This is a genomic window from Serratia sp. MYb239, from assembly GCF_002966855.1.
Taxonomy (GTDB): domain Bacteria; phylum Pseudomonadota; class Gammaproteobacteria; order Enterobacterales; family Enterobacteriaceae; genus Serratia_B; species Serratia_B rhizosphaerae.
In genome coordinates this window covers 4,825,185-4,837,534 of record NZ_CP023268.1, presented here as the reverse complement: position 1 = coordinate 4,837,534, position 12,350 = coordinate 4,825,185, and the positions used below count along the sequence as shown (strand labels likewise).

Below are 12,350 nucleotides of genomic sequence, written 5' to 3'. Positions count from 1 at the left end.
TGTGTTTCACGGTTCCGCCAGCGTCAGTTTCACCGGCTCGACGGCGAATGTCAGGCCCTGTTCGCCGTTATCGGCGACCACATAGCGAATGGCGCCGACCTGCTGGGTGTAAAAACGCGAGCCTTTGCCTTTTTCCAATAATGCGCTCACCTTGATGATGCTCTGCTCCACCGTCAACGCCGGTTCGAACTGGCGCATCAACGCTGCCATATAGTTGACGGTGACGGCGCGTGCGCTCTTTTCTTCATTGCCCTGCAGCGGCAGGTGGGTGATTTGCAGCGTTTTGATTTTACCGGTGCCTTTCTCCAGCGCGGTGGAGGCATACAGGTTTTCATTGAGTTTACTGGCGGCGCGGGTCAGCAACGGCGTGTCGTCGGCGCTGCTGTCAATGGCGCGGAACTCGCCAATCGGCAGCTTGGGGTTGTCGCGATTGTACTTGGCGCGAAATTTTGCCACGGTCAGATCGAACGTCGGCGCCCCGGCCAGCAGGTACGGCGCGGTGGGAGGCGCATCGTTGGCGGCCGGCGCTTGCTCAGCCCAGGCATGGCCCATGGCGGAGAGCAGACAGGCGACGAGAGGAAGTTTTCTCAGCATAGCTCGCGATGTTGATAGCAAATCGGACTCCGATTAAAGCGGTAATCGGGGGAGGTTGTCAAAGATCCGCCCGGATTATCTGTTTGCTGCCCCAAATGGCGTGTGGCACGGCGGCACAAACGCCGTCTCTGCCGCCTCTATGTTACACTGCCGCACAGCATATGGGCAGATTAACAACGCAGGATTCCATGACAATACAGCAGTGGTGTTTTTCGTTTAAAGGGCGCATTACGCGGCGTGATTTCTGGCTCTGGATGGGCATCTGGCTGGTGCTGATGGCCGTGGCGTTTACGCTGGCCAACTATCAGTGGGTCGCTATCCAGAGCATTGCGTTTTTTATTGTGGCGCTGCTGTGGCCGACGGCGGCGGTGCTGGTCAAGCGGCTGCACGATCGTAATAAGTCCGGCTGGTGGGCGCTGCTGTTGATTTTGGCGTGGATGCTGGCGGCGGGGAACTGGCAGATGCTGGCGCCGATCTGGCAGTGGGGCGTCGGGCGTTTTATCCCGACGCTGATTATCGTCATGATGACCATCGATCTGGGCGCTTTTGTCGGTACGCCCGGCGACAACCGTTTCGGGCCTGAAGCCGAACCGGTCAAATTCCGCGGTTAATCACCAGTAATGTTCGCTGGTGATATGACCCGGCTTGCGGCGCAGGTGTTTGCGCATGCCGTGCAGTTCCTTCAGCGTTTGCTGGGTGTCGCGCACCATCTGCGGGTTGCCGCACAGCATCACATGGCTGGTTTCTGCATCCAGCGGCAGGCCAATGGCGGCCTCCAGCCGTCCGTCTTCAATCAGCGCCGGCACCCGGCCGGTCAGCGAGCCGGCGACGTCCTCGCGGCTGACCACCGTCTGAATGCGCAGTTTGCCGTTGTAGCGCTGCTGAAGCTGCTGCATCAGCGGCAGGTAGCTCAGGTCGCGGGCGAAGCGGGCGGCGTGCACCAGCACCAGGTTTTTGAAGCGCTCGAGGCCTTTGCCTTCTTGCAGAATCGACAGGTAAGGGCCAATGGCGGTGCCGGTCGCCAGCATCCACAGGGTTTCGCACTCCGGCACTTCATCCAGCACGAAGAATCCGGCGGCCTCTTTGGTCACCATCACTTCCGCACCCGGCTGCAGCTGGTTCAGGCGCGGGCTGAGTTTGCCCTCCGGCACCGTAACCAGATAAAACTCCAGGTTGGGGTCGCAGGGCGCGTTGACGTAAGAGTAGGCGCGCTGCACGCGCTCGCCGTCAATCTCTAACGCCAGTTTGGCGAACTGGCCGGCGGTAAATGGGTCGATGGCGGCATCGACGGTGAGACTGAACAGCCCATCGGTCCACTGTTCCAGATGAGTAACCTTGCCTTTTACCCATTCAGCCATACTTCATGCTCCCATCATCAAATCAAATAAAATTAGCACTCTGCGCGGTCGGCGTCGTTATTGCTGTCTGATATTTATCTTATGGCAAGTTGATGCAAACAATTATCGATTAAATGCTAAAGCCTTGCCTGCCCGTGTTGCTCGCGGCCGCGTCATGCGCGACGTACCGTTTAATTTACGAGAATGGATGACTTTGCTGCCAGTGTGATCGGGATCAATATTTGGCGGGGACTCGCTAAAAAAAATAGATTTGTTAGTTTATGCGCCAACAAGAGGATGTCTGCGCAACGCTGGCCAAAATTGCCGCCATGCGCAGGGTTTTGGCGAGTTAAGACGTTAACAAAGAGAATGAGAAAACTAGAGAATTTTCACCTGTTGGTGATGTTGATCCTGCTGGTTGCCGTCGGTCAGATGGCGCAAACCATTTATGTCCCGACGATTGCAGATATTGCCCACGACTTGTCGGTGCGCACCGGCGCCGTACAGCAGGTGATGGCGGCTTATCTGTTGACCTACGGATTTTCACAGCTGATCTACGGCCCGCTGTCGGATCGCGTTGGCCGCCGTCCGGTGATTCTGGCCGGGATGGCGATTTTTATGGTTGGCGCTGCCGGCGCGCTGCTGGCCGACAGCCTGACCATGCTGGTGGCCGCCAGCGCCATTCAGGGCATGGGCACCGGAGTGGCCGGCGTGATGGCGCGCACCATGCCGCGCGACCTGTATGCCGGCACCGCGCTGCGCTATGCCAACAGCCTGCTGAATATGGGTATTCTGGTCAGCCCGCTGCTGGCGCCGGTGATCGGCGGTGCGCTGGCGATGGTCTTCGGCTGGCGCGCCAGCTATGCGTTTCTGCTGGCGCTGTGCGTGGGCGTTGCTTTCGCCATGTTTCGCTGGCTGCCGGAAACCCGTCCAGAGCAAACTGAAAAACGGCGCATGCTGGCCAGCTTCCGTCAGCTGCTGGCGGACGGGTCGTTCAGCCGCTATCTGGTGATGCTGATCGGCGGTCTGGCGGGGATTGCGGTGTTTGAGGCCAGCTGCGGCGTACTGATGGGCGGCGTGCTGGGACTGAATGGACTGACCGTCAGCATCCTGTTTATTCTGCCGATCCCGGCGGCCTTTTTCGGCGCGTGGTATGCCGGCCGCGACGGCAAAAGCTTCCATCAGCTGATGTGGCATTCGGTGCTGAGCTGCCTGCTGGCGGGCCTGATGATGTGGATCCCCGGCTGGTTCGGCGTGATGAATATCTGGACGCTGATTGTTCCCGCTGCGCTGTTTTTCTTTGGCGCCGGGATGTTGTTCCCGCTGGCGACCACCGGGGCGATGGAGCCGTTCCCTTATCTGGCCGGCGCCGCTGGCGCGCTGGTGGGGGGGATGCAGAATATGGGCTCCGGCCTCGCCACCTGGTTATCGTCCATGCTGCCGCAAACCGGGCAGTTCAGCCTGGGTCTGCTGATGTTCGCCATGGCGCTGCTGATTCTGCTGTGCTGGTGGCCGCTGTCCAACCGTATGCAGCAGGCGGGGCATACGGCTTAACGTGAGCGGCCAGAGGACTCTGGCCGCATAACGGATTACAGCAGGAACGGGTGCAGCGCCGGGTCCTTACGATCCAGATAGTGGGTTGAGCGGATGCGGCGGATGGTGCGTGATTTACCGCGGATCAGCAGCGTTTCCGTGGTCGCCATATTGCCCTTGCGGCTGATGCCTTCCAGCAGGTCGCCTTTGGTGATGCCGGTGGCGGCGAAGATGACGTTGTCGTTGCGCGCCATATCGCCCAGCAGCAGCACCTTGCCCGCCTCTATGCCCATCTCTTTACAGCGCGCCAGTTCCTGTTCGCCGAGGCGGCGGTTGGCGTCGCTGTCTTCCTTCACCTGATGGCGCGGCAACAGACGCGCCTGCATATCGCCGTCCAGTGCGCGAATCACCGCGGCTGAAATCACCCCTTCCGGCGCACCGCCGATGCCGTACATCACATCCACTTCGCTCTCCGGCATACAGGTCAGGATGGAGGCGGCGACGTCACCGTCAGGAATGGCGAAGACTTTGACCCCCATCTGCTGCATTTGCGCGATAACGGCGTCGTGACGCGGTTTGGCCAGCGTAATCACCGTCAGCTGCGACAGCGGCTTGTTCAGCCGTGCCGCGACGTTTTGCAGGTTGTCGGCAAGCGGCAGGTTAAGGTCAATCGCGCCGCGCGCTTCCGGGCCTACCACCAGTTTTTCCATATACATATCCGGCGCGTGCAGGAAGGTGCCGCGATCGCCGACGGCCAGCACCGCCAGCGCGTTGGACTGCCCCATGGCGGTCATGCGTGTGCCTTCAATCGGATCGACGGCGATGTCTACCGCATCGCCCTGACCGGTGCCGACCTGCTCGCCGATATACAGCATCGGCGCTTCATCGATCTCGCCTTCGCCAATCACGATGCGGCCATCGATCGCCACCTTGTTGAGCATAATCCGCATTGCGTGCACGGCGGCGCCGTCGGCGGCATTCTTGTCGCCGCGCCCCAGCCATTGGTAGCCGGCTAACGCCGCAGCTTCGGTGACGCGGGAAAATTCGATGGCTAATTCACGTTTCATGGCAAAACCTGTCAGTGCGTAGAGGGGAAGAGCGGATAAGTTTACCACAGCGGCAGGGGCGCGCGGCGGAGCAAAAAAAAGCGCTGCCTTGCGGCAGCGCATTGATAACGTGACTCCGGCGCGGAATTATTCGTGATCTTCCCACGCCTGCGCGCGGGCGACCGCTTTTTTCCAGCCGCTGTAACGGTAGTTACGTTCGGTGGTTTCGATGCTCGGGCGGAATTCCCGCTCGATGACCGCCTTGCTCTTCACCTCATCCAGATCGTTCCAGTAGCCGATAGCCAGACCGGCGAGGAACGCCGCGCCCAGCGCGGTGGATTCGCGCACTTCAGGACGCTCTACGCGCGTGCCCAGAATGTCGGACTGGAACTGCATCAGGAAGTTGTTGGCGACGGCGCCGCCGTCAACGCGCAGCGACTGCAGACGGGTATTGGAATCGGCCTGCATGGCGTCCAGTACGTCGCGGGTTTGGTAGGCGATGGATTCCAGCGTCGCACGGATGATGTGGTTGCTGTTCGCGCCGCGGGTCAGGCCGAAGATGGCGCCGCGTGCATACGGATCCCAGTATGGCGCACCCAGGCCGGTAAAGGCCGGCACCACGTAGACGCCGTTGCTGTCTTTCACCTTGCTGGCGAAGTATTCGGAGTCGGCCGCATCGCTGATCAGCTTCAGTTCGTCGCGCAGCCACTGGATGGACGCGCCGCCGATAAATACCGCGCCTTCCAGCGCGTAGTTCACTTCGCCGCGCGGGCCGCAGGCGATGGTGGTCAACAGGCCGTGGCTGGAGCTGACCGCTTCTTCGCCGGTATTCATCAGCAGGAAACAGCCGGTGCCGTAGGTGTTTTTCGCCATTCCCGGCTGAACGCACAGTTGGCCGAACAGCGCCGCCTGCTGGTCACCGGCGATGCCGGCGATAGGGATACGCGTGCCGCCTTTGCCGCCGATGTTGGTCTGGCCGTAAATTTCGGAAGATGGGCGCACCTTCGGCAGCATGGCGCGTGGGATATCCAGCGCCTGCAGCATACGCTCATCCCAGTCGAGCTGGTGGATGTTGAACATCATGGTGCGCGAGGCGTTGGTGTAATCGGTAACGTGAACCCGCCCTTGCGTCATTTTCCACACCAGCCAGGTGTCTACGGTGCCGAACAGCAGTTCGCCGCGCTTGGCGCGTTCACGGGCGCCCTCGACGTGATCCAGGATCCATTTCACCTTGGTGCCGGAGAAATACGGATCGACCACCAGGCCGGTATTCTGGCGGATGTACTCTTCCATACCGTCGCGCTTGAGCTGCTCGCAAATATCCGCGGTGCGGCGGCACTGCCAGACGATGGCGTTGTAGATAGGCTTACCGGTCTCTTTTTCCCACACGATGGTGGTTTCACGCTGGTTGGTGATGCCAATCCCGGCGATTTGATCGGAGTTGATGTCGGCTTTCGCCAGCACTTCGACCAGCGTGGAGCTTTGGGAAGCCCAAATCTCCATCGGGTCATGCTCTACCCAGCCGGCCTTTGGATAAATTTGTTCAAATTCGCGCTGCGATACCGCAACGATATTGGCATCGTGATCCATGACGACGGCGCGTGAGCTGGTGGTTCCCTGGTCGAGAGCGACAATAAATTTTTTTTCTGTGGTCATGGTTGAGTCCTGCTGTTGTTAACCATTTTAAACTGCGCCAATTACGCTTTACGCTGCGGCGTTTTGGCGGCTGGCTGCCCTTGCTCTTCTTCGACGCAGTCGTCGCAAGGCAAGTGACGGCCAATCAAGGTACGGTAGCCGAATGCGCCCAGGATGGCCCCGAGAATCGGCCCGAAGATCGGTACCAGGAAGTACGGGATTTCACGTGCGCCGGTAAAGGCGACATTACCCCAGCCGGCGATGTAGGCGAACATTTTCGGCCCGAAATCACGCGCCGGGTTCAGGGCGAAGCCGGTCAAGGGTCCCATGGAGGCGCCGATAACGGCAATCAGAATACCGATCAATAGCGGCGCCAACGGGCCGCGCGGTACGCCGTTGCCATCGTCGGTCAGCGCCAGGATCAGGCACATCAGAATGGCGGTGATCACGGTTTCCACCAGGAACGCCTGCGCAACGGAAATATGCGGGTTTGGATAGGTGGAGAAAATCCCGGCCAGATCCAGACTCTCTGTGCTGCCGCGGACCATGTTGTGGGCGGTTTCGTAATCAAAGAACAGATTATAGTACAGGCCGTAGACCAGCGCGGCGGCGCAGAAGGCGCCGGCGACCTGGGCAATGATAAAGGGAACCACGCGGCGGCCGTTGAAGTTGGCGAACAGCCATAGCGCGAGGGTTACGGCCGGGTTGAGGTGGGCGCCGGAGATGCCGGCGGTCAGATAGATCGCCATGGCGACCCCGAAGCCCCAAATAACGCTGATTTCCCATTGGCCGAAGCTGGCGCCGGCCAGTTTTAGTGCGGCAACGCAACCTGCGCCAAAGAAGATCAGTAGGCCGGTGCCGAGAAATTCTGCGATACATTGGCCTTTTAATGTCGGACTGGTGTTTTGGCTCATAATGTTGTTGTCCTGCAGGGTTATAGGTTTTAGGCTCGGCGGATAGCCTGCCGGCCTTAAGGTACAGGTTTTTTTAATCTCATCCTCTTTTAAATTGAGGACGTGATGTAAATTTATCGTTAACGAACATAAACGAGAAATAGCGAAATCAAAATGTGTGTGCTTCGTCATAAAATTGAGCGAATTCGCGTTGTCAGGTGTTCTTTCTGAGCCATCTCGCGACGGATTTGGCCGGGTTTTTGTCTGACAATTGTTAACGCGCGTTTATTGTTATACGCGCATTTTCAGTTTTGGCTGATGGCGGGGGCAGGAAAATTGCAACAGACTGCGCGTTGAGCCGGTATGTTGCTAGACAGTAAGAGGCGGGCTACTTACAATCGTTTTTATCGAAAGAGCGTTTTATCGAGACAGGCGCGTTTTTAACCAAAGCGCGTGTCACTTGGCGCGATGCATATTCGCAGCGGCTGCAGCCTGTGTTGCGGCCGCTGTTTAATAGATGTACGCCTTGCTATCATGAGGGGACTGAAGAATGTCATTTGAAGTATTTGAAAAACTGGAAGCAAAAGTTCAGCAGGCGATTGATACCATCACTCTGTTGCAGATGGAAATTGAAGAGCTGAAAGAGAAGAACAACACGCTGTCTCAGGAAGTGCAGAATGCTGCCGGCAACCATGAATCACTGGTGCGTGAGAATCAGCAACTGAAAGAAGAACAGCACGTATGGCAAGATCGCCTGCGCGCGCTGCTGGGCAAAATGGAAGAGGTCTGATTCCGTTTGCCGCAGTAACGAAAAGGGCGCCGACGGCGCCCTTTTTCATGGTAACGGCTTATTCAATATCGAGCGGGTCTTCCGCGAGAATGATGCCGGTATTATCGGCATACAGATGATCGCCGGAGAAGAAGGTGACGCCGCCGAAGTTGACGCGGATATCGCTTTCGCCCACGCCTTCGCTGTTGGCGCCGACCGGGATGGCCGCCATGGCCTGAATGCCGATATCCAGCTCTTCCAGATCGTCCACCTGACGCACCGCGCCGTAAACCACAATGCCTTCCCACTCGTTCTGGGTCGCCAGACGCGCCAGTTCTGCGTTGATCAGCGCCCGGCGTACCGAACCGCCGCCGTCGACCAGCAGTACACGGCCGCGGCCGTTTTCTTCAAGCAGGTCAAAAAGCAGGCCATTATCCTCGAAACACTTCACCGTGGTGATCTGTCCGCCAAATGAAGTACGCCCGCCAAAATTAGAGAACAGAGGCTCAACCACGTTGACCTCTTCATGATAGATATCGCAAAGTTCGGAAGTATCGTATTTCATAGGATTTTATGTCTGTTTGCCGCTGGAATAACCAGTATATCCCTTTCTGAGCCCTGTTGGCAAAATCATCAGTTTTTATCTAACTGAGCGCTACGCCGGCGGCAAACAAAATGTTCGCCAGCAGGGCGGCCTTGACCATGTGCTCCAACATCGGTCGCATGCCGGCCGGTGAAGGATCGCGCAGTACGCGCAGCGCATGGCGCCACAGCAGCGGCACCGCCAGCACAAACAACCAGCCCCACGGACCGCTCAGATTGAACAGGGTGAACAGAGCAAAGCACAGCACCGCGCCAATCAGCAGCAAGGCATGGTAGCGCCGGGCGTTCTTCGGCCCCAGCCGTACCGCCAGGGTATTTTTGCCGTTGTCGCGGTCGCTTTCGATATCCCGCAGGTTATTGATGTTCAGCACCGCCGCCGCCAGCAGGCCGCAGGCGGTGGCCGGCAGCATGACGATGCTGTCGAAATGCAGCGTCTGCAGGTAATAGGTGCCGGCCACGCTCAGCCAGCCGAAGAACGCCAGCACCGAGATATCCCCCAGCCCCAGATAGCCGTAAGGCTTATTGCCGACGGTGTAGGTGATGGCAGCGACGATAGCCAGCGCGCCGAGCGCCAGGAAGCCGGCTACGTCACTCGGCGTTTTGCAGGCCAGCGCGATCAGTGAACAGCCGGCGATGGCGATCAGCACCACGGTAACGATCAGCGCGCGTTTCATCTGCGCCTGGGTAATCAGGCCTTTTTGCATACCGCGCAGCGGCCCGATGCGGTCTTCTTTATCGCTGCCTTTGACGGCATCGCCGTAATCGTTGGCCAGATTAGAGAGAATTTGCAGCAGCCCGGCGGTTAACAGCGCCAACAGCGCGACGCCGGGTTTCAGGCTGCCTTGCCAGGCGGCAATGGCGGAGCCGACAACGATGGAGGCGAAAGCCAGCGGCAGGGTGCGTGGTCGTAAACTTTCCAGCCAGGCTCTGGCTGGGGTCGTGGAGGTAGATGAGCTCATTTTTCGCTTCAGCAAGTCAAGTGGCTGTGTCTGCAGATAAAAAAATGGGGGGCAACGCCCCCCATTTTAATGACTGACAGGACAATGATAGAGCGATTATAGGATAAAACGGCTCAAATCTTCATCCGCAACCAGCTCATCCAGGTGATTGCGCACGTATTCCGCATCAATTGTAATGGATTGACCATTAATCTCGCTCGCGTCGTAGGAAATTTCTTCCATCAGACGCTCCAGCACGGTGTGCAGACGACGCGCGCCGATGTTCTCGGTGCTTTCGTTAACCTGCCATGCGGCTTCGGCAATACGGCTGATGCCGTCGGCGGTGAAGTCGATGGTCACGCCTTCGGTAGCCATCAGCGCCTTGTACTGCTCGGTCAGCGACGCGTTCGGTTCGGTCAGAATGCGCTCGAAGTCTTCGGTTGTCAGCGCCTGCAGTTCAACGCGGATCGGCAGACGGCCCTGCAGTTCCGGGATCAGATCGGACGGGCTGGCAACCTGGAAAGCGCCGGAGGCGATAAACAGGATGTGGTCGGTTTTCACCATGCCGTGTTTGGTCGAGATGGTGCTGCCTTCCACCAGCGGCAGCAGGTCACGCTGCACGCCTTCGCGGGAGACATCCGGGCCGGAGGAGTCGCCGCGCTTACAGATTTTGTCGATCTCATCGATAAACACGATACCGTGCTGTTCAACGGCTTCAATCGCCTGCTCTTTCAGCTCTTCCGGGTTAACCAGCTTGGCTGCTTCTTCTTCCACCAGCAGTTTGAAGGCCTCTTTGATCTTCAGCTTGCGTGGTTTCTGCTTCTGGCCGCCGAGGTTCTGGAACATCGACTGCAGCTGGTTGGTCATCTCTTCCATACCCGGAGGCGCCATAATTTCGACGCCCATCGGCGCGGCGGCCAGGTCGATTTCAATCTCTTTGTCGTCCAACTGGCCTTCGCGCAGTTTTTTACGGAACGACTGGCGTGCGGCGGACGGCTCCTGCTGCTCTTCAGCCTGGCCCCAGTTGTTCTTGGCCGGCGGGATCAGCACGTCAAGGATGCGCTCTTCCGCCATCTCTTCGGCGCGGGTGCGGTTTTTCTCGATTGACTGCAGACGCACCATTTTCACTGCGGCGTCGGTCAGGTCGCGGATAATGGAATCCACTTCTTTACCGACGTAGCCCACTTCGGTGAATTTGGTGGCTTCGACTTTGATAAACGGCGCGTTGGCCAGTTTTGCCAGACGACGGGCGATTTCGGTTTTACCGACGCCGGTCGGGCCGATCATCAGAATATTTTTCGGGGTCACTTCGTGACGCAGCATCTCGTTGAGCTGCATACGGCGCCAGCGGTTACGCAAGGCGATGGCAACGGCGCGTTTGGCTTTGCTTTGGCCGATGATATAACCGTCCAGTTCGCTGACGATCTCGCGCGGAGTCATTTCAGACATAGTATTCGATCCTTACGCTTTGGAAGGCAGTTCTTCAATAGTGAGATTGTGGTTGGTGTAAATACAGATGTCGCCGGCGATGCCGAGAGATTTCTCGACGATTTCACGGGCGCCCAATTCGGTATTTTCCAACAATGCGCGCGCGGCTGACTGGGCGTACGGGCCGCCGGAGCCGATCGCGATCAAATCATTTTCAGGCTGAACCACGTCACCATTCCCGGTGATGATCAGCGAGGCGTTTTCATCGGCCACGGCCAGCAACGCTTCCAGCTTGCGCAGCATGCGGTCGGTACGCCAGTCTTTCGCCAGTTCGACGGCGGCTTTCACCAGATGACCCTGGTGCATCTCCAGTTTACGTTCGAAAAGCTCAAACAGCGTGAAGGCGTCAGCGGTGCCCCCGGCGAAACCGGCGATCACTTTATCGTTGTACAGGCGACGCACTTTTTTGACGTTGCCTTTCATCACCGTATTTCCCAATGTTGCCTGGCCATCGCCACCGATGACGACTTGGCCGTTGCGGCGTACGCTTACAATTGTTGTCACGAGCAGACCCTCGTTGCAGACTGAAAGAAGTCCCCGCAGCGCCTGCTTGCGCAGGTGCTACGGGGCATATTGAGAGTATAGATGGGGGAGGATTACGGCTTTTCAACCCCTGACGGAGAGGGGAATGCATCCTGACATGCCGATGCCCTTCAGACGGGAAAGGGTTTTGTCGGCGCCGGCGCGGCTGCTGAACGGCCCAAGCACCACGCGGTTCCAGCCGCCGCCGTTGGTGATGCGGCTTTCAATCCCTTCAAACGCCAGGCGCGCGCGGACAGACTCGGCCTGATCGGCGGCGCGGAACGAGCCGCACTGCACCATCCAGCGCTGTTTCTGCTCCGGCTTGCTTTCCGTCTTCGCTGCCGGCGGCGTCGCCGGTTTAGGCTGCTGCGCCGGCTGGCTGGCGCCGTTGCTGAACGGGTTGCGCGGCTGGCTTGCCGGCTGTTGTTGTTGCGCCTGCTGTTGCTGTTGCTGTTGTTGCTGCTGTTGTTGACGCTGCTGCTGCATTTGCTGCTGCGCGTTGTTACGCGCCGCCTGGGCTGCATCGTTATACGGCACTTCATTGAGCTGGGTCGGGCGCTGCTGCATATCGGCCTGCATTTGCTCCAGCAGCTGGCGCTGTTCCTGCGTCAACTGGGTTTTGGACTTCACCTCGCCGCCGGCCGTCGGTTCGGTCGGGGTTTGTACGCCGGTCTGGCGGTTTTCCAACTCTTTAATATAGCGCCAGCGCTCTTCCGGCTTCGGCGGCAGGCCGTTGCCAGGACGGCTGCTGTGGGCCGGCGACAGCGGTTCGTCGTCCGGTTTGTTATGGGTAATAAAGTAGAGACCGCCGGCAAAGATCACCAACAAGGCGACCGCAAGCGCTACCACGGTTTTGGACACCTTCGGAGAACTGCTTTTTTTACGGCTGGGGGTTTTGCGCCGCGCTCCAGAGCGCCCGCGGCTTACATAGTCTTTCTGTGCCACTATTCTTCCGCTGTATCTTTATAAGAAATTAAGTTCATCATGTTACT

13 protein-coding genes are annotated in these 12,350 nt (G+C 58.5%); 3 read left to right on the top strand and 10 right to left on the bottom strand.

Annotated features, from left to right (window positions below):
* Nucleotides 1-6: 6 nt before the first annotated feature.
* The gene (locus CLM71_RS23115) at nt 7-594 is read right to left on the bottom strand and encodes a DUF1454 family protein (protein WP_105233058.1); all 588 of its coding nucleotides are present in this window, start codon (nt 592-594) and stop codon (nt 7-9) included.
* A gap of 188 nt (nt 595-782) precedes the next feature.
* On the opposite strand from CLM71_RS23115, the gene CLM71_RS23110 reads away from it, so the two are divergent.
* Nucleotides 783-1,205, top strand: a complete 423-nt coding sequence (locus CLM71_RS23110; protein ID WP_105233057.1) for a DUF805 domain-containing protein — start codon at nt 783-785, stop codon at nt 1,203-1,205.
* Here CLM71_RS23110 and fpr read toward each other — a convergent pair whose 3' ends face one another.
* Nucleotides 1,206-1,952, bottom strand: a complete 747-nt coding sequence (gene fpr, locus CLM71_RS23105; protein WP_105233056.1) for a ferredoxin--NADP(+) reductase — start codon at nt 1,950-1,952, stop codon at nt 1,206-1,208.
* Nucleotides 1,953-2,300: 348 nt separating this feature from the next.
* Between fpr and emrD the strand changes: the two genes are divergently transcribed.
* The gene (gene emrD, locus CLM71_RS23100; protein ID WP_105233055.1) at nt 2,301-3,485 is read left to right on the top strand and encodes a multidrug efflux MFS transporter EmrD; all 1,185 of its coding nucleotides are present in this window, start codon (nt 2,301-2,303) and stop codon (nt 3,483-3,485) included.
* 35 nt (nt 3,486-3,520) lie between these two features.
* On the opposite strand, the gene glpX is transcribed toward emrD, so the two are convergent.
* From glpX to CLM71_RS23085, 3 genes are all read right to left on the bottom strand, one after another.
* Nucleotides 3,521-4,531 (bottom strand): class II fructose-bisphosphatase, encoded by a 1,011-nt coding sequence (glpX, locus tag CLM71_RS23095; protein ID WP_105233054.1) that lies wholly within the window; start codon nt 4,529-4,531, stop codon nt 3,521-3,523.
* A gap of 126 nt (nt 4,532-4,657) precedes the next feature.
* Nucleotides 4,658-6,166: a glycerol kinase GlpK gene (gene glpK / locus CLM71_RS23090; protein WP_105233053.1), complete on the bottom strand. Its 1,509-nt coding sequence runs from the start codon at nt 6,164-6,166 to the stop codon at nt 4,658-4,660.
* A gap of 41 nt (nt 6,167-6,207) precedes the next feature.
* Complete coding sequence (locus tag CLM71_RS23085; RefSeq protein ID WP_105233052.1) at nt 6,208-7,059, bottom strand: MIP/aquaporin family protein; 852 nt, start codon at nt 7,057-7,059, stop codon at nt 6,208-6,210.
* A gap of 529 nt (nt 7,060-7,588) precedes the next feature.
* Between CLM71_RS23085 and zapB the strand changes: the two genes are divergently transcribed.
* The gene (zapB, locus tag CLM71_RS23080; RefSeq protein ID WP_015962322.1) at nt 7,589-7,828 is read left to right on the top strand and encodes a septal ring assembly protein ZapB; all 240 of its coding nucleotides are present in this window, start codon (nt 7,589-7,591) and stop codon (nt 7,826-7,828) included.
* Between the two features lie 58 nt (nt 7,829-7,886).
* Here zapB and rraA read toward each other — a convergent pair whose 3' ends face one another.
* From rraA to ftsN, 5 genes are all read right to left on the bottom strand, one after another.
* Entirely contained in the window at nt 7,887-8,372 is a 486-nt protein-coding gene (gene rraA, locus CLM71_RS23075) for a ribonuclease E activity regulator RraA (RefSeq protein ID WP_105233051.1), read from the bottom strand.
* 79 nt (nt 8,373-8,451) lie between these two features.
* Nucleotides 8,452-9,369 carry a 1,4-dihydroxy-2-naphthoate polyprenyltransferase gene (locus tag CLM71_RS23070; RefSeq protein ID WP_105233050.1) on the bottom strand — a complete coding sequence of 306 codons (918 nt, stop codon included), beginning with the start codon at nt 9,367-9,369 and terminating at the stop codon, nt 8,452-8,454.
* A gap of 96 nt (nt 9,370-9,465) precedes the next feature.
* Nucleotides 9,466-10,797 (bottom strand): HslU--HslV peptidase ATPase subunit, encoded by a 1,332-nt coding sequence (gene hslU / locus CLM71_RS23065; protein ID WP_105233049.1) that lies wholly within the window; start codon nt 10,795-10,797, stop codon nt 9,466-9,468.
* A 12-nt stretch (nt 10,798-10,809) separates the two neighbouring features.
* Complete coding sequence (gene hslV, locus CLM71_RS23060) at nt 10,810-11,340, bottom strand: ATP-dependent protease subunit HslV (RefSeq protein ID WP_015962318.1); 531 nt, start codon at nt 11,338-11,340, stop codon at nt 10,810-10,812.
* 102 nt (nt 11,341-11,442) lie between these two features.
* Nucleotides 11,443-12,303 carry a cell division protein FtsN gene (gene ftsN / locus CLM71_RS23055; RefSeq protein ID WP_105233048.1) on the bottom strand — a complete coding sequence of 287 codons (861 nt, stop codon included), beginning with the start codon at nt 12,301-12,303 and terminating at the stop codon, nt 11,443-11,445.
* Nucleotides 12,304-12,350 lie beyond the last annotated feature (47 nt).